The organism is Halomonas korlensis (assembly GCF_900116705.1).
In the GTDB taxonomy this organism is placed as follows: domain Bacteria; phylum Pseudomonadota; class Gammaproteobacteria; order Pseudomonadales; family Halomonadaceae; genus Halomonas; species Halomonas korlensis.
The window spans coordinates 159,132-180,730 of the sequence record NZ_FPBP01000002.1; the positions used below are offsets into that span (position 1 = coordinate 159,132).

The 21,599-nt window shown below is 60.1% G+C and carries 16 protein-coding genes; 2 read left to right on the forward strand and 14 right to left on the reverse strand.

From position 1 onward, the window contains the following. Positions 1-51: 51 nt before the first annotated feature. Positions 52-1,368, forward strand: coding sequence for an exonuclease SbcCD subunit D (locus BM341_RS03500; RefSeq protein ID WP_217646168.1), 1,317 nt, complete (start codon positions 52-54; stop codon positions 1,366-1,368). Further along, a complete protein-coding gene (locus BM341_RS03505; protein WP_089792966.1) occupies positions 1,365-4,670 on the forward strand; it encodes an AAA family ATPase in 3,306 nt (1,101 codons plus the stop codon). Before BM341_RS03500 ends, BM341_RS03505 begins: the two co-directional genes overlap by 4 nt. A gap of 263 nt (positions 4,671-4,933) precedes the next feature. Here the strand turns inward: BM341_RS03505 and trxC are convergent, their stop codons facing one another. From trxC to BM341_RS03575, 14 genes are all read right to left on the reverse strand, one after another. Beyond that, positions 4,934-5,371 (reverse strand): thioredoxin TrxC, encoded by a 438-nt coding sequence (gene trxC, locus BM341_RS03515; protein ID WP_089792968.1) that lies wholly within the window; start codon positions 5,369-5,371, stop codon positions 4,934-4,936. 131 nt (positions 5,372-5,502) lie between these two features. Then, entirely contained in the window at positions 5,503-6,333 is an 831-nt protein-coding gene (locus BM341_RS03520) for an SDR family oxidoreductase (RefSeq protein WP_089792970.1), read from the reverse strand. Positions 6,334-6,573: 240 nt separating this feature from the next. Further along, complete coding sequence (locus tag BM341_RS03525) at positions 6,574-7,581, reverse strand: virulence RhuM family protein/type II toxin-antitoxin system death-on-curing family toxin (protein ID WP_089792972.1); 1,008 nt, start codon at positions 7,579-7,581, stop codon at positions 6,574-6,576. Next, entirely contained in the window at positions 7,578-7,733 is a 156-nt protein-coding gene (locus tag BM341_RS19170; protein ID WP_175507784.1) for a hypothetical protein, read from the reverse strand. Before BM341_RS19170 ends, BM341_RS03525 begins: the two co-directional genes overlap by 4 nt. A 180-nt stretch (positions 7,734-7,913) precedes the next feature. After that, positions 7,914-8,552 carry a hypothetical protein gene (locus tag BM341_RS03530; protein WP_089792974.1) on the reverse strand — a complete coding sequence of 213 codons (639 nt, stop codon included), beginning with the start codon at positions 8,550-8,552 and terminating at the stop codon, positions 7,914-7,916. Positions 8,553-8,579: 27 nt separating this feature from the next. After that, complete coding sequence (locus BM341_RS03535; RefSeq protein WP_139232966.1) at positions 8,580-9,035, reverse strand: hypothetical protein; 456 nt, start codon at positions 9,033-9,035, stop codon at positions 8,580-8,582. Positions 9,036-9,154: 119 nt separating this feature from the next. Then, complete coding sequence (locus tag BM341_RS03540; protein ID WP_089792978.1) at positions 9,155-9,964, reverse strand: HNH endonuclease family protein; 810 nt, start codon at positions 9,962-9,964, stop codon at positions 9,155-9,157. Beyond that, positions 9,964-11,550, reverse strand: coding sequence for an ATP-binding protein (locus BM341_RS03545; protein WP_089792980.1), 1,587 nt, complete (start codon positions 11,548-11,550; stop codon positions 9,964-9,966). Before BM341_RS03545 ends, BM341_RS03540 begins: the two co-directional genes overlap by 1 nt. Before the next feature lie 15 nt (positions 11,551-11,565). Beyond that, positions 11,566-13,182, reverse strand: a complete 1,617-nt coding sequence (locus BM341_RS03550) for a restriction endonuclease subunit S (RefSeq protein WP_089792982.1) — start codon at positions 13,180-13,182, stop codon at positions 11,566-11,568. Continuing rightward, the gene (locus BM341_RS03555; RefSeq protein ID WP_089792984.1) at positions 13,179-14,822 is read right to left on the reverse strand and encodes a class I SAM-dependent DNA methyltransferase; all 1,644 of its coding nucleotides are present in this window, start codon (positions 14,820-14,822) and stop codon (positions 13,179-13,181) included. The genes BM341_RS03550 and BM341_RS03555 overlap by 4 nt, the downstream gene beginning before the upstream one ends. Further along, entirely contained in the window at positions 14,819-15,979 is a 1,161-nt protein-coding gene (locus tag BM341_RS03560; protein WP_089792986.1) for a Fic family protein, read from the reverse strand. Before BM341_RS03560 ends, BM341_RS03555 begins: the two co-directional genes overlap by 4 nt. 261 nt (positions 15,980-16,240) lie before the next feature. Beyond that, a complete protein-coding gene (gene hsdR, locus BM341_RS03565; protein WP_089792988.1) occupies positions 16,241-19,756 on the reverse strand; it encodes a type I restriction-modification system endonuclease in 3,516 nt (1,171 codons plus the stop codon). Between the two features lie 204 nt (positions 19,757-19,960). Then, a complete protein-coding gene (locus BM341_RS03570; RefSeq protein WP_089792990.1) occupies positions 19,961-20,320 on the reverse strand; it encodes a DUF1428 domain-containing protein in 360 nt (119 codons plus the stop codon). A 108-nt stretch (positions 20,321-20,428) separates the two neighbouring features. Next, positions 20,429-21,598, reverse strand: coding sequence for a mandelate racemase/muconate lactonizing enzyme family protein (locus tag BM341_RS03575; RefSeq protein ID WP_089792991.1), 1,170 nt, complete (start codon positions 21,596-21,598; stop codon positions 20,429-20,431). Position 21,599: the final 1 nt, after the last annotated feature.

Genomic DNA, 21,599 nt, shown 5'->3' on the forward strand with positions numbered 1-21,599 from the left:
ATCGCTCGGGTTAGACTACGATTTTTCGCGTGACGGTACACCGGGGAACTAATGCTGAGATTGATCCACACCGCCGACTGGCACCTGGGCCAGAGTTTCCACGGCCAGGAACGTCACACCGAACACCGCGCCTTTCTCGCCTGGCTGCTCGACACCCTGGAGCAGCGCCGGGCCGATGCGCTGCTGGTGGCCGGCGACGTCTTCGACGTGGTCAATCCCTCGCTGCAAGCGCAGGCGCTGCTCTACGACTTCATCGTCAGCGCCCATGAGCGCCTGCCCCGGCTCGATATCGTGATGATCGCCGGCAACCACGACAGCGGCAACCGCATCGAGCTTCCGGCACCGCTGATGCGCCGCCTGCGCACCCACGCCCTGGGCCGGGTAAGCTGGCTGGACGATGGCCGGCTCGACGCCGAGCGTCTGCTGGTGCCGCTCACCGCCAGTGACGGCGAGACCCGCGCCTGGTGTCTCGCGCTGCCCTTCCTGCGACCCGCCGAGGTCACCGGCAACGCCGTCGCGGCCCCCTTCGGAGAGGCAGGTAGCGACTACGTTAATGGCATCAGCCGCGTCCATGAGCAGCTCATCGACGCTGCCCGCGCCCGGCGCCGGCCCGGCCAGGCGCTGGTGGCCATGAGCCACGCCCATCTGCACGGCGCCACCGTCTCCGAGGCCAGCGAGCGCCCCATTGTGATCGGCGGCGAGGAATCGATCTCTGCCGCCCTCTTCCCGTCCGAGATCGCCTACGTGGCGATGGGTCATCTGCATCGTGCCCAGCAGGTCGGCGAGGCGCGCATTCGCTACAGCGGCAGCCCCTTGCCGCTGGACTTCAGCGAGGTGGCCTATCCCCATCAGGTGCTGGACGTCACGCTCGATGGCGACGTGCTGGCCACGGTGGACACGATCCCCGTGCCGCGTCCGGTGGCCATGCACCGCATCGGCCCCGCTTCGCTGGAAAAGGTGCTTACCGAACTCGAAGCTCTGGAGAGCGATCCTGAGTTACCCCAAGCTCGGGGGCGGGAGCTTTCAAAAGCTCGGGGGCGGGAGCTTCCAAGAGAGCGTTGGCCGTGGCTTGAGGTCTGTGTCGCGCTCGAGGCCCCGATCCCCGATCTGCGCGCCCGGGTGGACGCGGCACTCAAGGGCAAGGCGCTGCGCCTGCTACGCCTGGAGCGTCGCCTGCCCCGGGCCGAGGGCGAGGAAGCCCCAACGCGGGTCGAGCTGGAGACGCTGGGCCCGCGCCGGCTGTTCGAGCTTACCTGGCAGCAGCGCTGGAACGAGCCCGCCGACGCGGCGGTGCTGGCTGACTTCGACCGGCTACGCCAGGACGTGCTGGATGACCAAGACACCGACACCGGTGAGGCCCGCCCATGAGGATTCTCGCCCTGCGCCTGGAGAATCTGGCCTCGCTGCCCGGCCCGCTCGAGCTCGACTTCACCGCCGCGCCGCTGTGCGACGCCGGGCTGTTCGCCATCACCGGCCCCACCGGTGCCGGCAAGAGTACTCTGCTCGATGCGCTGTGCCTGGCGCTCTACGGCAATACGCCGCGGCTGCGCCAGGCGCCGGCCCGCGACAGTCAGGTCGACGACACGCCGGACTCTACGCTGACCACCAGCGACCCGCGCACCCTGCTGCGCCGCGGCACCGCCACGGGCCACGCCGAAGTGGATTTCCTGGGCCGCGATGGGCGCCGCTACCGTGCTCGCTGGGCCGTGCGCCGCGCTCGCCACAAGGCCAACGGCCGCCTGCAGGCCGCGGAGCAATCGCTGCGCGACCTTGACGATGACCGCCTGCTGACCACTCAGAAACGCGAGTTCGATCGCCTGCTGACAAAGCGCCTGGGACTCACCTTCGACCAGTTCACCCGCGCCGTCCTGCTGGCCCAGAGTGAGTTCGCCGCCTTCCTGCAGGCCGACGACAACGAGCGCAGCGACCTGCTGGAGCGCCTCACCGGCACCGCCGAATACTCGCAGATTTCCATGGCCGCCTACCGCCGTGCCAGCGAGGCCAGGAAAACGGTCGACAGGCTCGAGGGCCGACTTGCCGACGACCTGCCCGCCGAGCCCGAGGTCCGCGTCGAACTGGAACGCACCGCCGAGGCTGCCGAGCGTGACCTCAAGGCCGTCCAGCAACAGGCCACGCGACTGGAAACGCAGCAGCGCTGGCACGACACCAACGCAAAGCTTCGGCGCAACCATGCCGAGGGGTGTCGACAGCAGCGGGAAGCAGAGATGCGTTGGCAGGCCCTGGCGCCCGACCGCGCCGACCGCGAGTGGCGTCGCCTGTTCGCCCCCCAGCGACACCGCCTGACCCGCCAGGCCGAACTACCCGGCGAGCTCGCCAACCTCGAGACTACCCACGGCCAGACGCAAGAAGCGCTGAAGGCCGCCGAAGGCCAGCACCGGCTAGCCCATCAGAATCATTCGCGAGCCGAGCAGACGCTGATCGAGGCCGAGACGGCCCGTCGCCAGGCCGAGCCCGCCCTGCGCGAGGCACGGAACGAAGCCCAGGTGCTCGCCACCCTGGAAAAGCAGTTGGCGGAGCGCGAGACCACGCAGCAAGAATGCCGGCAGCAGGCGAGTCAACTCGCCAGAGAGCGCCGCCAAGTCGACGACGAACAGCAACGGTATAGCAAGCAGCGCGAGGCGTGGTACATCACCCTCCGCCGGCTGATGGGCGATCACGAACGGCTGGACGACGCCCGCCAGGCGGCGCAGTTCCAGCATGATCGGGCTGCCCGGCATAGCCTAGCGCTGAGTGAGCTGAAGAACCGCTGGCGGGAAGTCTGCCGCGTTGAGGAGACCCACCGGACGCTGGCCAAGCGCCTGAAGAATGACGAACGACGCAAGGCGCAGCTATACGAGCAGGGCAAAGCCGTCCGGCAGCGATTGGACGACCGGGAGCGCCATTATCGCTGCGTGCATGACGTCATCCAACGCCAGCGCGCCGTGCGCAGCGAGAGCGTGGCAACGCTGCGGGAAGGCCTGATAGACGGCGAGACCTGCCCCGTGTGCGGCGGCCTCGACCATCCCTGGCGCCACCGACCGCCGGCCACCCCCGAGGCCACCCAGCTCGCTGCCCAACAGGCCGAGGAGACGCGCCAACTGGCCGAGGCGGAGAGCGAGCGGGACCAGGCCCAGCGCCAACGCGACGAACTACTGGGCGACTATCGCGCCGTCGAGGCAGCCTTGAAACAGCACCACCGCGACCTGCAGAACGTCGAGGGGCAACTGGCCGCAGCTCGCCAGTCGCTGGCCGACCATCCACTCCATGCCGAATTCGCCCCCATCGATGCCGCAGAACGCGACGCCTGGCTGACGACTCAACAGCGAGAGAGCGACACGGCGCGCCAGCATTCCCAAAGCATGCTGGACGAACTGGCCAGGGCCGAGGCGGAACTGGCCCCGCTGGAAAAGGCGCTGCAGGACGGCAGGCTGGCGCTCACTCGGCTCGAGACCCGGCGCGACGAGCTCGACAAGGCGCTCGCCGGTCTCGATGAGCGGCTTCCGCTCCTGCGCGAGCAGCGTGGCGAACGCGCCCGCGGGCTCGCCGCCCTGCTCGGTGAGCACGCCTCGCCGGACGCCTGGCAGCGCCATCTCGACGTTCGTCAGGCCAACGCCCGCCAGGCCTGCGACGCGGCATTGGCCGGGTTCCATGAGTCCCAGAAGGAACAGCAACGACTCGCCCAGCAAGCGCAGTACGTGAGCGAACGGCTCATCGTACTCGGTAAGGAACGCGCCACTCTGGACCGCGAACTGGCCGACTGGCGACGTGCCCACCCCGAATTGGATGACGCCACCCTCAAGCGGTTATTGGCCCAGCCCGAGAACGAGGCCCGACGCCAGGAGCAGGCGGTGAGTGAGGCCGAGCGGGTACGCCAGCAGGCCGACGCCACCCTCGCCGAGCGCTGCCAGGCGCTGCTCGCGCACCGTCGGGGCCAGGAACTGGTCGAGGACGAGGTGAGTGACGAAACGCTGCTGGGCGATGCCGTGGAGAGCGAGATCCAGCGGCGCCGAGACGCCTTGGTAAGCGAACGCGAGGCGCTCACACCGCAGCTCGACGCGGCCCAGCGACACCGTGACGAGGCGCTGCATGCCCTGCACGACGACGACCGTCGGCGCACGCGCCAGCAGGAGGGCCAGGCCGAGTTGGAAGCCGCCCGCACCGAGCACCGCCGCTGGGGCCAGATCAGCGAGCTGATCGGCTCCGCCGACGGCAAGACGTTCCGGCGCATCGCCCAAGCCTATAATCTGGAACAACTGCTGGAACACGCCAATGCCCATCTCGCCGGCCTCAGCCGTCGCTACCGGTTGGCGCGCGGCGGCAGCCCCCTGGGGCTGCTGGTGGTGGATCACGACATGGGCGACGAGTGCCGCTCGGTACACTCCCTCTCCGGCGGCGAGACCTTCCTGGTTTCGCTCGCCCTCGCCTTGGGGCTGGCGTCGATGGCATCGGGCGAACTGGTGATCGAGTCGCTGTTTATCGACGAGGGCTTCGGCAGCCTCGACCCCCAGTCGCTGGCGCTGGCCATGGAAGCTCTGGACGGCCTGCAGGCCCTTGGTCGTCGCGTGGGGGTAATCTCTCACGTGCAGGAGATGCACGAGCGCATCCCGGTGCAGATCCAGGTCGAGCCGCTAGGCAACGGGACGAGCCGAGCGAGGTTGGTCAGCGTTTGAGAATCCTGGTCCTTTCGAGCAACTGGACGCCGAGACCGGCTTTCACGCGGCATCTCTCCTGCCCAACGCGAGAGGGTCATTGTCGGATATACTGCGTATCACCCGGCAGGGGTTGCCGGCAGCGAACACGGCCTCGGGGATATCCCTCGTCACGACGCTCCCAGCACCGATCACGGCGCGCGAGCCAATTCGTACTCCAGGTCAAACCTGCACCAATCTAAACTTGACGCATAGGGCGTGTCTTTCCCCCTCTCTACCCCTGCCTATCCCCGATGCGGCTGTAGCCACTGCCGAAGCTGGGGCCCCGACATCAGGCCCGCCTGGCGCGCCACTTCCTGGCCGCCCCGGAACACGACCAAGGTGGGAATGCTGCGAATTGCGAAGCGACCGGCCAGCGCCTGTTCGGCTTCGGTATCCAGCTTGGCGAAACGCAAGCGCGGTTCCAGCGCTTGAGCCGCCTCGGCGAAGATCGGCGCCATCGCCTTACAGGGCCCGCACCAACTCGCCCAGAAATCCACCACCACCGGCAGGGTGCTGCGCTCCACCAAGGCCGGGTAGTTGGCCGCGGTCAGTGCCAGCGGCTCACCGGTGAACAGGGGTTTACGGCACTTGCCGCAACGTGGCATGTCGTCCAGCCGCGCTTGACTGACGCGATTGATCGTCAGGCAGTGTGGGCAGCCGAGGGTATAGGTATCGCTCATGATCGCTTCCGCAGACCTCTTGAAAGTCAGGGAACCTCGTGGCCATGGCAGCCTTTATCGTGAAACACGCTGTCACGCCATCGAGGCCGCCGGAACGTTCTGTGCAAAGCAGGCAGTTTTCTCAACGCTGTTTATAAACCAAAGGTTTCCTTTACCTTCGCTTCGAACGACTTGTCATCCATGCGCTTGCGCATTGGCACGAACTGCTCTGCCTCCTTGCCAACCTCAACAGCAATATCACTATCGTCATTCTCGATGATATTCTTCACGGCCTGCGCTATCGGCAGAGGGTCAGGCCCCTCATTGATGGCCTTGGCAACAATCGGCATAAAATGAGACACCAATTCCTTGTAGGGGGAGCTTTCACCGGTTGTCGTGCTGTTGGCAACAAGCCCTTTTTTCACAAAGTTGGTCCCAAACAAGCCGGCAAGAACTGAGTGCACCCTTATGCCGAAAGGAGCAACCTCAAACCTCAAGGAATCGGTAATACCCTCGACAGCATATTTGCTGGCATTGTAATGCGACAGCAAGGGAAGCCCCATCTTCCCCAGGAAGGAAGAAATATTGATAACAACGCCACTTCCCGCCTCACGCATGTGCGGAAGAACTTCTCTGGTCATCTTTATAAGGCCAAAGACATTCACATCGAACTGCTTGAATATCTCCTCATCGGTTCCTTCTTCCAATGTCGCAAGAAGTCCGAAGCCCGCATTATTCACCAAGACATCAATCTTTCCTTCCTTTGTCATGATGTGCTGAACGGCCTTCCGGATAGAGGCGGTGTCCTGTACATCAAGAGCTACTGTATTAAGGCTGAGGCCGTGCTTTTCAGCCTCATCAATCAGCTCCTGACGACCATTCCTGACGCCGGCATATACGGTATACCCATGTTCCGCCAGTAGCAGCGCTGTAGCCTTTCCCATGCCGGATGTAGCGCCAGTGATCAAGACGGTCTTATTCACGATAGAATCCTTGTATAGCCAAGAAGGGACGGTTTCCTGCTGTCCTGAACAACGCAGAATGGAACCAACATAGCAGAAAGAGAGCAGTCTCCGGTCACCGATCTGTAACCGACCGGGCCTCATTTACGGCTTTCAGCCTCCATGATGAGGCTTATCAGGTTGTTCGTTCCAATTGGGCCACTTCAATTCTCGAGCCTCTTCTCCAAGACTTTTTCATATCGGCTCACGAGAACCGGGACCTTAGGCTTCTCCAGGCGTTGCCAGCATGTTCATGATCAGCCGAACCATGGTTTCTTTATTGGCCGGGTCGGACTCGGCGATCAACAATGTCAAGGCGGCGAGCCCCACGTCGTTGACCACCACCTCGCCATGCGCATTGAGCAGACGATCGTTGCGGTAGAGAAAATCGACGAAGAGATACGCCGCGCTGCGCTTGTTGCCGTCGGCGAAGGGATGGTTCTTGACTACGAAGTAGAGCAGGTGTGCCGCCTTGGCCTCCACCGAGGGATAGGCCGGCTCGCCGAAGACCGTCTGGTCGAGGTTGCCGAGCAGCGAATCGAGGCCGTCGCCGCGCTCCCGGGCGAACAGATCGGTCGCTTCACCTCGCGCCGTCAGCTCGGCCTTGAGCGAGGCGAGCGCCGTGCGAGCCTCTCTCAAAGTGGGCAACCGGCCACCGGCCTGGGCGCGGGGCTCAGTCAACAGGCCCTCGTCGTAACGCTGCAACAACAGGAAGGTCTGGGCGTAGCGGGTGACGATATCGATGTGTCCCCGGCCGCTGGCGGCATCCAGCGCCGGGCTGCCGGCTGTCTTGCGCACCAGGGCCATGGCAGCTTCCAGCTCGCGGGCATTCTCCTCGAAGCGCTGGCGGTTCAGGGTCCAGCCCTGCGTCAGATGCTCGCGCAGAGTGCGCGTAGCCCATATCCTGAAGCGGGTTGCCCGTGTGGAGCTGACTCGGTATCCGACCGAGATCACCGCGTCCAAGCTGTAGTGCTTGCGCTTGCGTTCAACTTCTCGCTGCCCTTCCTGCTGAACTTGTAAGAAATCCTTACAAGTTGCCTCCTCCACCAGCTCGCCGTCCTCGTAGACATTCTTCAGATGCATGGTGATGTTCTGAGGCTTGACGTCGAACAGTTCGGCCATTTGTGACTGGGTCAGCCAAACCGTCTCCTGTTCGGCATCCAGCCGCACCTCGACCGCCTGGTCGGCGTCTTGGTAGATCACGATGGGTGCCTGGTTGTTGTCGCTCATGCCGTCGCCTCCTCCACTGCCGCTTCGGCTTGCCTAGCCGTCAGCTCGCCGGTCTTGATCGAAAAGTTCTGCAGGACCGCCTTACGCGACTTGCCGCCGAAGGTCGGATTGGCAACAATCACAGCGATGTTCTTGAAGGCCTGCTCGAACATGCGATTCGTGGGTCCGTGGCATGCAGGCGGCCGCCGGGCATAGCGCCGGCGGCCGCACGAGAATCGTGAGGCTAATGCTACGCCGCGACAGCAGAGGTCGCCAATCGGCACATGTCGACACCATCGACATATCTAGAGAGCGTATCGAAAAAAACCGCCTCTTTTGAACATGTTCTAGCGTCATGCCGATGGTTGATTAGAGCTCTCAGAAGCCATCTTAACCTTGGGGACAAAGCCGTGTTTAAGGGCCTGGACCACCGAATGCGGTGCCAGCACTTCGACGGCTTGGTTGGTCACGAGGGGATCGGCTTTCTGGTAACCCTCAAATGACCACCGCCAATAGCCCCCTCCCCAAACGAGATAGGCCTGGCCCTCATGCTCGAAGAAGGCGCCATCGGGCAAGGCTGCCACCGGACTCAGCCAGGTGACCTTTTCCCGTCGGCTGATCCGTTCCCGATGTAGTTGTCGATCCATCTCAGGCACACGCACTCCACCAGTGCCATCCGGTCGATTGGCCTGCGTCCAGTACTTCTTGAACTCGAGCCCCCTCTCACGCTGGCACTCCATACAGGGGCGGTGACCTGCCGCCAAGGCAGTGGCTTCATCGGGAAAGAAGAGCTCCGTGTAGCGACCCGGGGCCATGAGCGAGCGACGGTTCCCCTTGAATTGAAGGACGCAGACCACCCAGTTCTGATGGGCATGGGTCTTCTTCACCTGCCTGTCATCGTCATGAAGGATGCCGCGGTTGCCCATCAACGTGCCACGCGCGGGAGATTCGAGTATACGGCCCCAGGGGTCGACTCGGTTCTGTAGTGGCATAGTATTTCCTGTTTATCGGTGAGGTGGCTAAAGACCAATAGCTTTCTTTAAAGCATCGTAAGCTATCTTTGGCCCTACACGCTTAGCCAGTTCCATGACCTTGAATAAGGCCGGCATGTTCAGCTCAGAGTTGGGCAAATAAATATTCGATCCTGTCTTAAAACAATAATGCTGAGCCAAGTCAAGCAACATATCATTAACATACTCAACACCTTTACCCACGCCATGAAAGTTCACATAATCTACCACAGCAATACTCGCAAACTCGTAAGCCCGAACTTCAGACTTTCGGGATGAATCGCCTTGCCACAACACATGGATCCAGTCCTCATCCAAGCTTTCATCAAGCTCATAGATCGGAAGAATCAAAGTACCATTTTTCAATGAGCGAGCACACCTGAAGCCATCGACCTCATCATGCTGATAAATCGGCATGAGATTAGCTAGAAAATCCACATGCTTCTGACTAGAATTATTTCCCATTCCATCACACCCAATTATTCACAAACAGGAGAACCAAAGTTATTCGGTGAATCTAAAGTCTAAATAGTTATAACCAAAAAGGGCAATGCAGAGATGCCTCTTTCTTGGCTATGCAATCATCAGTCTAGGTTCAAAATATCCTTCACTTCGTTCAGATCACGGTGCGCACGCAGGTAAATCACCGCTGCCCGAGAAAGCTTTTCCGTATCACGAACCATCCTTTTCAATTCTTTTTTTGCAGTTTTCACATCATCACCTCGCCTAATTTTTTCTATGTTCCTCTCTACATCTAACCTAATTTTATTCCTTTCTCTAACTATGCGAGATTCATTCAGATGAAAAATTTCAACAGAATTTTTCACTTTGCGCTCTTCATCTTCATTTGCCTCAGGCCTGGGAATAGGAATACCATCCCCATCAAACCAAAGAAGTTTTTCATCATCCGGTTCAAACGGATCAAGAAGGTCGGGAATCTCATTCCTTAACAACAATTTATCTTCAGGGCAACAAGCCCTGCTTTCCGGATTCACAAGGGGAAACCTACACCCCTTCCCTCCTTGAGTCTCATCAAAATTTCTTCGACTATTGCAGAATGTGCAAGCGCAACGATAATTTTCCCAATCAAAGGCCAGCCACCAGTATCCTTCGTGCTCACTATCCTCTTCAACCTTATTTTTGGGCCGAAAATGATCAACTGGCATATCCGAACGTATTTCTCCAGCCTCACAGTACCAGCACTTCTTTTTAAGGCTTTCTGGAAGAAGTTGATAGAATTCTCGCCAAACGTCAGAAGAGGCCTTTCTATTTAAAACCTTCTTCTTATCACCCAAACTATGTAGAGCAAATAACTTTTGCTTTTCCCGATCCGCCTTATCACGCCACTCTTGCGGCAAGCATTCTGCAATATCGTCTTTGCAGATCCATCTCATCAAAACTCCTCCTTGGTTTGAAGATGATATCTTTCACGAAGAAAGTCCATATAATCAGGATCATCCGAGGCCAAATTAAACCCTAGCTCAGCTAGCTCTTTGTTTAGGCGTGACAAAAACTCTTCTTCACTTTCGGGAAGCTCACCCTCCTCTCTTACAATCTTTTCAGTGGACAGCTCGTCTTTAGCAGCAAGCTTATTTCTTTCGGTTAGCTTTCTTTGTGTATCGTCATCCAAAGTTGTTTTTAAACCGAACATATCGCTACGGAGAATAAGATTTATCCCCATTCCACGCGGGCTTTCTTCAGGCTCTTTCGCGTGCACTTGATGTTCATTATCTCGCCACATCACCTGAACTTGTTGCTTATGCAACTCAGCTATAGCTAATGGGTGATGAGTCACCATTAACAGATGACTGGTTTCTGTTTCGTGATCAGGCACAAAATCTCGCAAAAACTTCAAATACTTGGCTGCCCATGATGGGTTTAAGTGAGTATCGGGCTCATCCAATAAAAAAAGCGAGTCTTTCCCGCCAGTAAACTTCAACAAACCCAATACTGTTAGAAGCTGTTGCTCTCCTTCACTTAGCTCACGAAATGTTAGCGGGCTGTCACTACTGACAACCTTCACTCGAATACTGACCTCGGAAATAATTTCGGAAAGCAGGGTACTTTCAAGCATCTTGAACAGCTCATCTGGGCTCAAATCTTTAGCAAAAGCACGCAAGGCTTCAACACTAGGTAAAAAAAGATGGAAGAACTCATTTCGGATATTACTCCCAGTGAGAGAGGTGTCTTCTTGTCTAATCACCTTGACCGGTGCCAAAGCGTGTTGAATAAGCTCATCTAAAAAACGACGTACAACCCCGCGCGCTCCCCAAAAAAGCTCCCCTTTTTGCTTGGCCCAACCAGGTTGGCGCATCACGAAATGGATGCTGTCTAAGCCCTCAATGCCTAAGTGCTCACGCAAAAAGTCTTTCTCCACACTCTCTTGATCTGAGAGAAAAAAAGCCAGCAGTACAAATTGGCTATGATGTGGCTTTGCATAAAATAAAGGACGGATATCTCCCTTTAGACTTAGCTCATCTTTCAACAACCTTCGATAGAAATTGGTGCGATGCTTACGAAAATATCTTTCCAACCTATCGCTTGGTCCAGAATAATAAGAAAAAACATACTTAGGAAGGTATGACGCAACTCCGAATTTGTCCCGCTTGAACTTTGAAAAAGGAATCTTTTTCCTTTTCGCAGCTTCATTAGAAGCGTTCGCTACAAGATCATTCAGATCTCTAATCGTTATCTCATACTGTTTGGCCAATGTGCCCCGCCTTGGATCAGCATCAACGCTTACTTCCTGCCAGCGCTCGCCCCCCTGCTGTCCAAGACGATAGGTTAATTGATAAGAAAACGGCGGCTCTTCACCCAAGTCTATATTGCGAAAAACTGCAACCAAAGCTTCCAGGACATTAGACTTACCGGATCCGTTACGCCCTACAATCACGGTCATCAAATTATCTTCATCAAAATCGACTAAGACATTTTCAAGGTTTTTGAACCGTGAGCGAATATGTAGCTTATCAACCTTCATTTTCTACCCCTTTCGCTATTCTGTTAGCGAAAACCAATCTTGCCCTTTCTCATCACGCCTTGTCATCACGATTTCTTGTGCAGACAGTGACTCACGAATATCCAGGAAGAATTGTTCGAGTTTCTCGGCACTAGCATCGCTGGGGTAACCCGCAGCAGCAAGCAAATCCTGCCCACTTAAAGGTTTTCCAGCCTCTCTTAAGGCCTCCACCACCTTAATGGTTTTATTACTCATAGATCTATCTTCCTTACATGATTTTGACACATTTCTATTTTTTGACTGCTTAACTAGAACTTCCCTCCCTTCTTTAATTCTCTTTAATAGAGATTCAGCGCTACTGCTACCGCTTACTTGTTGTGGATTAGCGCTGCGCCACTCGGCGGTCAGCTCGCCGCGGAAGGCCTTGGCGAGGATGGACTGCGTCAGCTTGTCGATGCGGACCTGGGCGTTAGCGACCTGCTGCTCGATCTGGTCGGCGAAGGCAAAAAGCTGATCGACGCGGTTGATGATTTCGGCTTGTTCACTTTTTGGCGGCACATTAATGCTTATAGCTCGCACTTTATTGAGATTGAGATTTGGCTGTGCTCCGCCAGCTGCAGATTTTCGCGTTTCCTCGTAATTCTCAAGAAGCCTTAACTTAATATATCCACGTAATATTTTCGCATCATCTGCAATAACTGCCGCACAGGCTTGGTTGCAAGTAGCTGACAGCCTCAGCTCTGTAACCTGACCACGAGTTTTACCCTCTCCATACATTGCCAAAAGCAATGTGCCAGGTTCAAAAACCTTTAGCGAGCAGTCATCGACTGCAAATTGAGTCACGAACTGTTCAGGCGCATCAGTATAAATCACCCCCGTACTCGCACTAGTAAGCCATGGGACATCACCATCTTTCCAATATTTTGGTTCTTTTCTACTCGGAGTCTTTCCTGTTGCAACGGTGGACACATCTCCAATTGTGAGGAGTTCCCAATTACCAAGGCAGCTTCCATGCTCATCTCGCCACTCCTCTGTCAGCCTTCCACTGACAGCGGCGGCCAGCACAGACTGCCGAAAACGCTTGAGAATAGCCGGAATGGCATCCAGGCGGGCTTTCAGGTTATTGACCTGAGCCAGCAACTCATCCAGCTTATCGGCGATGAGTCTTTGCTCTTCGTATGGCGGAAGAACAAACGGCAATGACTTAATTTTAGCACCTGACACTTCTTTAAAAGTCGTTCCCGTGCCCAAGCTTTCAGCCAGGCCACGAATAGACCTTAGATAGTAGTACGCAAAACTCGAATCTACGCGCACTCTAAAAACGAAGCTCTTAAACCCTTGGTTGGTACATATTTCATTTTCAGCAACTGCGACATAGCCAATTGGAGCGCGACTGCTAAACAAAACAGAACCGGCTGGCATTAATTTTGCCGAACAGCTAGCGTAACCTTTCTCCGACAGGTCTCTGGCCCCATGCGCAATCCCCTTTTTTCCATACCCTGATAAATCAGCAGGCGTAAGCCATGGGACACCTTTCCCTGCCTCCTTAAAGTTGTCCGGCTCACCAGCTTTCGGCGTACCCCCAGACACGACCTCGGCAATCTCACCAACTGAGACTTCAACCCACTCCTCGGGTAATACCCGCTCGCTCATGCCTTCACCTCATCGCTACCAGCGTCATCCGCAAGCCCCAGCGCTTCGGCCAGCAGCCTCTTCTGGGCGGCGGCTTCGTCCTGGCTGCCCAGGGCGGCCATCAGGCCGTCGAGTTCGCGCAGGGCCTCGGTGAGCTCGCTCATGGCTTCGGCAGCGAGCACATCGGGCTCGGGCAGGTTCTCGGCGGCGAGGCTGTCGGCGTCCTTGAGCCAGGTGATGTCCAGGGAGTCACCCTTGGTATCGCGGATCCACTCGCGGCTGAACTTTCGCCAACGGGACGTCTGCAGCTTGTCATCGACGCCGGCGTTGGCGTCATCGGCCGCAGCGGCGCGGTCGGTTTCGATCTGCTCGGCGCCGAAGCTCCAGTCGCCCTCCTTCCGGGCGGCCAACTGCTCGCCCAGGGCGTCGCTGCCCGTGGGGTTGTAGCACTGCTCGAAGGGCTTGAGATGGGCCTCGGTGAAGGGGGTACGCTTGCCGAAGCTGGGCATGTTGGTACGCAAGTCGTAGACCCAGACGCTGTCGGTGCAGCCCTCGTCCCGGTTCGGGTTCTCGGCGGTGCCGCGGGTGAAGAAGAGCACGTTGGTCTTCACCCCCTGGGCGTAGAAGATGCCGGTAGGCAGTCGCAGCAGGGTGTGCAGGTGGCACTTCTCCATCAGGTCGCGGCGGACCTCGGTGCCCACGCCGGCCTCGAACAGCACGTTGTCGGGCAGCACCACGGCGGCCCGGCCGCCGGGCTTGAGCCCGCGGTAGATGTGCTGCAGGAAGGCGAGCTGTTTGTTGCTGGTGCGGTAGGTGAGGTCGTCGCGGGTGATGCTGGCCTCGCCGCCCTTGGCGGTGCCGAAGGGCGGATTGGCGAGCACCACGTCGGCGCGGAGCAGCGACTTGCCTGCCTCGCCGAGGGCGTTACCCAGGTGCACCACCCCCTCGTCGTCGCCTTCCATGCCGTGCAGCAGGCAGTTCATCAGCGCGAGGCGGCGTGTGCCGGGTACCAGCTCGATGCCGGTAAAGGCTCTGAGCTTCTGGAAGGCCTGGGCCCGGGCGTCAAGGTCGAAGAGGTCGTCGCTGTGCTGCTTGATGTAGGCGTCGGCGGCGATCAGGAAGCCCGCGGTGCCGGCGGCGGGGTCTTGAATGCGTTCGTTGGGTTGGGGACGCAGGCAGCGCACCATGGCGTTGATCAGCGCGCGGGGCGTGAAGTACTGGCCGGCGCCGGATTTGGTCTCGTTGGCGTTCTTTTCCAGCAGGCCCTCGTAGAGATCGCCGAGGCCATCCTTGCGGGCGCTGAACCAGTCGATGCGGTCCAGGTCGCGAATCAACTGCTCCAGGTGGCGCGGCTCGCGAAGGCGAGTCTGGGCGTCGGCGTAGATGGCGGCGATCAATCGGTCGTCGCTCTTCGAAAGGTCGAGCAGCATCTGCTTGTAGTAGTTGAGCAGCTCCAGTCCCGAGCGGCCGGTGAGATCCGGCCAGCGCGCGCCCTCGGGCAGGGCATGGGCGTTGAGCAGCCCGGCCTGGGTGTTCTCGTACTCCATCTTGATGAACAGCAGCAGCACCAGCTCGGTGACGTAGTCCGAGTAGTTGATGCCGTCGTCGCGCAGCACGTCGCAGAGGTTCCACAGCTTCTGGACGATGTCGTTCTGGGTCATGGAGTGTCCTGATTGAGAATGTCGATATAGGCCCGGTAGGCGTAGATCCGGTTGCGCTTCTGCCCCGTGACTTCGTGGACAATGCCGAGCGTCTCATCGAGGGCCGTCAGCAACCGCCCGACGGTAGCCGGCGTCAGCCCCGTGCGTTCACAGAGGTGAGCGATGTTGGCGATGGGCTGCTGGAAGAGGGCATCCAGCAGCAGGCCCGCCGAGCCGGCCTGGCGGCCCAGATCAACGAGGCGCGCCTTGTCCTGCTCGCGCAGCTGGTTGAGCCGCCGGGCCGTGCTGACCGCCTGATTGGCGGTGTCGGCCACGGCGTCCACGAAGAACAGCAGCCAGGCCTCCCAGTCGCCGGTCACCCGCACCTGCTGCAGGCGTTCGTAGTACACCTGGCGATGCTTCTTGAAGAAGACCGACAGGTACAGCAGGGGCTCGTGGAGGATACCCGCCTCGACCAGGAACAGCGGTATCAGCAGACGCCCCAGGCGCCCGTTGCCATCCATGAAGGGATGGATAGTCTCGAACTGCACATGGCACAAGGCGGCCTTGATCAGCGGGTCGGTGGCCTCCGGAACGTCATTGAGGAAGCGCTCCAGCGCCGACCAGCAGTCAGCGAGGCATTGGGGCGGGGGCGGCACGAAGACCGCCTCGTCGGGGCGGTGCCCACCCAGCCACACCTGGATACTGCGAAATTCGCCCGGCCCGCGGTTGATGCCACGCCCGGAGGTCATCAGTGCCGTGTGCATCTCCATCGCCAGGCGATGGCTGATGGGCAGGCCCTCTCGAATGCGCTGCACGCCCAGCGTCAACGCATTCACGTAGCAGGAGACCTCCTGCACGTCGTCCATGGGGACTCCCGGCATGCCTTCCATCTCATAGAGCATCAGGTCGCTGAGCGATGACTGGGTGCCCTCGATCTGCGACGACATGACGGCTTCCTTGCGCACATAGCTGTAGAGGAAGAGCGAAGCATCGGGCAGCAGGGTACTGATGGCGTCGAGGCGGCCCAGTGCCAACATCGCCTGATTGATACGGCCCTGCAGCTTGCCGTCCAGCACCAACGCCGGCCTTGGCGGCAGCGGGTCGGGGATGAACACCTGGCAACGCACGCCGCCGGCGATGCTGTCCACATAGTGGCCTGTGTGTCCGCGTTCCATGGGAGCTCCACCTCACCGCTCGAAAGCGGGCCTGGATAAAATAACGTCGCGCCTTATTTTAATTTAGGGTTGAAATTAAAATAAGGCCTGCCGCTATTTTAACTTCACGCCACTCCACAGTGGCTGTCATGTCGATGCCATCGACATGTCCTCGGGATGTGTCGAAAAATTCGCGTTTCTTGAACATGTGGCCGCGACCTGTCGATGGCGCGCTCCTGTTCGGGCGCCTGCGGCGCCAGTCGCGCGCAAGCAGCGCCGGGCTCAGCTCGCCTCCCAGAGAGCGTCGTTGAAGGCCTCGAGCACTTCGTCGAGGTGGTGGTCGAGCACGATGTCCAGGCGCTTGAAGCCTCCATGGGTGGAGAAGCTGCGATTGATCAGGTCCCGGTCGAGCACCACCTCATGGGTGAGCTGCTTGGCCAGGCGGTCGAGCCACTTGCGCTGGGCCGGGGTCCAGACATGCAGGGCGTAGATACGTTGCATGGCGTCGCGCACGCGCTGCTCGAAGGGTACCAACGCCTCGCCGAGGGCAGCACGGCGAATATGGCCGACGATGCTGGCGGCAATCTCCTGGTTGGTGGCGTTGCGCCATGCGCTCTCCAGCCGGGCCTCGCTGTAGCCAGCGCCATCGAGCAGCAGGCGCACCTCCTTGAGGGTCTCGCGGTTCAGGTCGCGAGGGCGATTGACCACCACCCCCAGCGCTACCGAGTCGTTGAGCCGGTCGCGAATGAAGGCCTCGAAGCTCTCCAGATAGTCGGCGGGCTTATCGTGCACCCCGTAGCTCTGGGTGCGCTCGCGTAGCTCATCTTGCCCCTCGTATATCAGCGGCATGCGCTCGCTGCCAAGCATCACCTTGACTTCAGCAACTTGTCGGAGCAGGCCGGCGTGACGTTGCAGGAAGCCCGCGGCGGCCTGGGGGCCGAGCTCACGCAGGTGCTGGTGGAGCTTGTCAGGCGCCACGCCCCAGCTGTGTTCCAGCTCGCCCAGTTGCTGACGCAGGTCGTCGTGCCCCTCGGCGCGTCGAGTGGCCTTGCGCATCACGCGCATCAGCATCTGGCTGCACTGGTCGAGCACGTCGTCAGCATGGCTCTGCCCTGCTACCTGGCCGGGCGCCTCCAGGGCACGGGCCAACTGGTCGGGCTCGGCCAGTTCCTCGTGCAACTGCTCCAGGGTGACGTTAGGGTTCTTCACCAGCGGCTGCATGGAGTTGACCTCGGCCAGGGCGGCATAGAGGTCCACCGGGTCGTAGATAGTGAACACCGTCTTGCCGATCTCGTCGCAGCGGCGGGTGGCGCGGCCGATCATCTGCTCGTAGAGGATGCGCGACTTCACTCGACGCAGGAATACCAGATGGCAGATGGGCGGCACGTCGATACCGGTGGTGAGCAGGTCGACGGTGATGGCGATGCTGGGGTATTTGTCATTCTTGTAGCGGCGGATCAGGTCATCGACCTTGTCGGCCTTGCCGGTGATCTTGGCTACCGCCGCCTGCCGGTAGTCCTCGCCGTAGAGGGCGTGGAAGGCTGAATCGAGCAACCGCTTGACCATGTCGGCGTGCAGGTCGGTGGCACAGAAGATCAGCGTCTTCTCCTCACCGAACGGATCGAGCTCACGGGCAAGCTGCTCGCAGATCACACGGTTGAACTCCGGCGCAATCACCCGTCGGTTGAAGGCCTCGACCTCGAAGTCCAGCTCGTCCTCAAGCTCGGCGCTCTCCAGCTCGCCGGTGCGTGAGTCGATGACGCTTACCGCCGCGCCCTTCTCGAAATGGATCCCCTGCTGGCTGAGCAGGGTCTCGTAGCGAATCGGCGGCTCGTGGTCGATCAGCCAGTCGTCGGCCACCGCCTCGCGATAGGAGTAGGTATACACCGGCCGGCCGAAAATCTCGCTGGTATGCTTGGCCGGGGTAGCGGTGAGCCCGATATGCACGGCGTCGAAGTGCTCGAGCACCCGGCGGTAGCGGGAGAGGTACTGACTGGTGTCGCGGGTGGCAAGCTCCCCCTCGGTCATTTCCTGGTCCAGGGTGTAACCGCGGTGGGCCTCGTCGACGATGATGCAATCGTAGGTGTCCACCGGCGGCGGATCATCGGCCATGAATAGCCGCCGCGCCATGGCCTGCACCGTGGCCACCTGCACGCGGGTCTCGGCCTCGGCGGCCATATCACCCAGGGTGGCCACATTGTAGATCTGCGACAGCCTGTGGTTCTGCTCCAGCGGTGCCTCGTCGAAAGCATCCAGCGCCTGCTTGCCCAGGGCGTTGCGGTCGACCAGAAAGAGCACGCGATGGAATCGCTCGGTCTTCAGGAGGCGGTAGATCAGGCCGATAATGGTGCGGGTCTTGCCTGTCCCGGTGGCCATGGCCAATAGTGCGCGCTGCGACCCCGCTTCCAGGGCAGCTTCCACGGCGCGGATGGCGTTTTCCTGATAGTCGCGCAGCCGCAGGTAGCCGAACCCCTCCTCCCGCAGTCGCTGCTCGGCTGCTGTGCGGCTGCGCTTGAGCCGGTCGAGCAGGCCATCGGGGCTGTGAAAGTGCGGCAGCGCCCGGGCCAGGTTGCCGGGCTCGCGCACGTCACGAAACCAGATGCCGGACTTCTCGGCCAGTTGCGGCAGGTAGGGCCGGCCGTTGCATGAGAACACGAAAGGCACGTGAAAGTGGCCTTCGGCGGCGTCGGGCCAGGCGATGGTGCGCCTCTCCACCTCCCAGGCCGGCGTGATGCCGTCGTTAAAGACGTGGCCATGGAACCCTTGCGAATAGCGTTCGGCCTGCCTCAGCTTGCCGGCCACGTCGATATTCTGTCGCTTGGCTTCGACCACGCCGATGGGGGTGAGGCCGTGGAACAGCACGTAGTCGGCACGCTGACCGTTAGGCAACTCCCATTCCGCAATAGCACGACACTTGCCGGCCTCCGGGCGTACCCCCTGCTGCCAGGCGAGGGCCTGAGTGTCGGCCTCCCAGCCGGCTTCCTGCAGTTGTTGGTCGATCAACAGACGCGTGAGTTCCTCATCCAGGCCAAGCTGGGCGTTGAGCGCCTGATCGGCCTGCCCCACCCGCTGGCGAATTACCCTGGGCGGCTCACTCGCGTTTTGCGAACCGGCGAGCTCGGCAAGGCGCGCTTGAAACTCCCGCTCGCGCATTTCCAGCTCCGCCTGATGGGCCTTCGACGCCTCGGCAAGGCTTCGAGCCTCCTCATCCATCGCCTCGGCGAGTTCTGCGTATTCTTCCTTCTCGCGGGCTTCGAGCTCGGCTAACTTGCGCTGGTTGTCGGCCTGCTCGGTGGCACTGGCCAGCTCGCCGCGCAGGCGCTCCATCTCCGCCTGAAGATCGCGCAGCTCGCGGCTGGGGTCCTCTGGTGGATGAAAAGCTCCGGGCTTGAAATCGGGGTCGGCAAAAGAACGGTGGAACCACACCGCCAAGCTGCGGGCGACCTTGAGCCCTCGGGTGGCCTCGCGATGCTGAGTGCGGAACTGATGAGTGGCCTTGTTGCCTTCGATGCGCAGGGTATGGAAGAGTTCTCGCACCGTGGGGTCGAGTCCCAAAGCGCTGTCGATGCGATAGAGTAAGTCACGCTGACTGGCACGCTCATCCAGCTCGATGCCTATGCGAGCGGCGATATCCTGAGCCATGGCTTCGCCGAGCTGACGAAGCTTGATCAGGGTGGTATTGGGATCATGACTGAAGGCGCGCTCGGCACTGGCGGTGAGTTCGATAAACACCGGATCATGCGCGGCGAGAAAACTGAAATTGCTGTCATCGCCACCGTGATCTACTTGCCTCTGCATGCATAGTCCCTGGTCCCAGTTGGCTCGGCAGCCACCGCCTGCTCTTGTAGCAGACTGAATCGGCATTACCCTAGCCTGCCACCAAAACATTATATGAGCCAGTCGGCGACAATGAGCCAAATCAGAGAGCTCATCTCATGCAAGCAATAAATCCCGCTAGTTCCCTTTTTCTATCCTGTACACATGTCGATGGCTAAGCATTGCTTACAACCGGACGCGCTCCATGAAGCCGCCCCAGAACAGGCGCTTGCTGTCGAAGGGCAGCCCGGCCTGGTTCATCATGTCGCTGAGACGCGGATCGTCCATCAGCTCGCTGTGGATACGGTCTCGCTCCTGGCGCGAGGCATAGCGGATCCAGGCGAAGATCACCGTTTCGCCCGTCTGTAGCTTGACGCTCTGCGGAAAGGAGGTGTGTTCGCCGGGCCGGATGTCATCTCCCACGCACTCGACGTATTCCAGGGCGCCATATTCCTTCCATAGCTCGCCGACTCGGCGGGTAAAGCGCAGGTAGTCGTCCAGCTGCTCGAGGGGTACCGGCAGTACAAAGCCGTCGATATAGCTCATGATCTTCGTCTCCATGGACGCGGTGGCAACGCGACGGGGCTGCCACCTTGCATCGCGTGTTCTTCATGGAGCATGGGCCAGTGAGCCCGGGTTCGCCAATCGCTGGCCTCAGCGCCGCAGGTGCTCGTCGAAAACCTTCATCAGTTCGCGCTTGTCCTCGAAGCCGATACCGGGCATCGCCGGCATGGCAACGCCACCCTCTTCGATCGGTGTGGAGTCGGCGAAGCCGCCGAACGGTGCGAAGACCCTCGGGTAGGACTCGTTGCCGCCCAGCTTGAGGCCGGCGGCAATGTTCAGGGCGAACTGGTGACCGCCATGGGGAATGCATTGACGCGGTGACCAGCCATGCTGATTGAGCACCTCGAGCATGCGCAGGTATTCCACCAGGCCGTAGCTGAGCACCGGGTCCATCTGTAGGATGTCGCGGTCGGCACGCATGCCGCCATAGCGCAGCAGGTTGCGGGCGTCCTGATGGGAGAACAGGTTCTCGCCGGTGGCCATGGGCGGGCCGTAGTGCTCGCCGAGCTGCTGCTGCAAGGCGTAGTCGAGCGGGTCGCCGGCCTCCTCGTACCAGCGGACGCCATAGGGCGCCAGGCCCTCGGCGAAGGCCAGCGCCGTCTTGAGATCGAAACGGCCATTGGCATCGACGGCGAGACGCGAGGCATCACCGACGACCTCGATCGCCGCCTCGACCCGCTCGAGGTCTTCCGCCAGGGGCACCCCGCCGATCTTCATCTTGGTGCAGGTGTAGCCCAGATCGAGATAGTCGCGCATCTCGTCCTTGAGGGCGCTGACCTGCTTGCCCGGATAGTAGTAACCGCCCGCCGCATAGACCGACACCTTCGCATCGGTCGTCCCGTCGCCATGGCGTTCGGCCAGCAGCTGCGCCAGCGATTTGTTCTCCACCTTGGCAACGATGTCCCACACGGCCATGTCGATGATGCCTACCGCCACCGAGCGCTCGCCGTGGCCGCCGGGCTTCTCGTTGGCCATCAACACGTCCCAGACCCGGAAAGGGTCGAGGTTGGTACCACTGTCATCGAGAAGCGCCTGCGGGTCGGCTTCACGCAGCCGGGGCAGGAAGCGCTCGCGCAGCAGGCCGCTCTGCGCATAGCGGCCGTTGGAATTGAAGCCGTAGCCCACCACCTGGCGGCCATCGACCCGCGCATCGGTATAGATCGCCAGCACCGACACATCCATCTTGGCGAAGGAGATGTAGGCGTTGGCGATGTCCGAGGCGATCGACACCCGCGCCTCACGTATATCGGTGATTCTCATG

Bases quoted from the DNA above. Each gene is read 5' to 3' on its own strand.
- BM341_RS03555 (WP_089792984.1), bottom strand. From the start codon at position 14,822: ATGACCCAGAACGACATCGTCCAGAAGCTGTGGAACCTCTGCGACGTG.
- BM341_RS03570 (WP_089792990.1), bottom strand. From the start codon at position 20,320: ATGAGCTATATCGACGGCTTTGTACTGCCGGTACCCCTCGAGCAGCTG.
- BM341_RS03575 (WP_089792991.1), bottom strand. From the start codon at position 21,598: ATGAGAATCACCGATATACGTGAGGCGCGGGTGTCGATCGCCTCGGAC.
- BM341_RS03550 (WP_089792982.1), bottom strand. From the start codon at position 13,182: ATGAGCGAGCGGGTATTACCCGAGGAGTGGGTTGAAGTCTCAGTTGGT.
- BM341_RS03530 (WP_089792974.1), bottom strand. From the start codon at position 8,552: ATGCCACTACAGAACCGAGTCGACCCCTGGGGCCGTATACTCGAATCT.
- trxC (WP_089792968.1), bottom strand. From the start codon at position 5,371: ATGAGCGATACCTATACCCTCGGCTGCCCACACTGCCTGACGATCAAT.
- BM341_RS03545 (WP_089792980.1), bottom strand. From the start codon at position 11,550: ATGAAGGTTGATAAGCTACATATTCGCTCACGGTTCAAAAACCTTGAA.
- BM341_RS03500 (WP_217646168.1), top strand. From the start codon at position 52: ATGCTGAGATTGATCCACACCGCCGACTGGCACCTGGGCCAGAGTTTC.
- BM341_RS03540 (WP_089792978.1), bottom strand. From the start codon at position 9,964: ATGAGATGGATCTGCAAAGACGATATTGCAGAATGCTTGCCGCAAGAG.
- BM341_RS03535 (WP_139232966.1), bottom strand. From the start codon at position 9,035: ATGGGAAATAATTCTAGTCAGAAGCATGTGGATTTTCTAGCTAATCTC.
- BM341_RS03560 (WP_089792986.1), bottom strand. From the start codon at position 15,979: ATGGAACGCGGACACACAGGCCACTATGTGGACAGCATCGCCGGCGGC.
- BM341_RS19170 (WP_175507784.1), bottom strand. From the start codon at position 7,733: ATGTTCGAGCAGGCCTTCAAGAACATCGCTGTGATTGTTGCCAATCCG.
- BM341_RS03505 (WP_089792966.1), top strand. From the start codon at position 1,365: ATGAGGATTCTCGCCCTGCGCCTGGAGAATCTGGCCTCGCTGCCCGGC.
- BM341_RS03525 (WP_089792972.1), bottom strand. From the start codon at position 7,581: ATGAGCGACAACAACCAGGCACCCATCGTGATCTACCAAGACGCCGAC.
- hsdR (WP_089792988.1), bottom strand. From the start codon at position 19,756: ATGCAGAGGCAAGTAGATCACGGTGGCGATGACAGCAATTTCAGTTTT.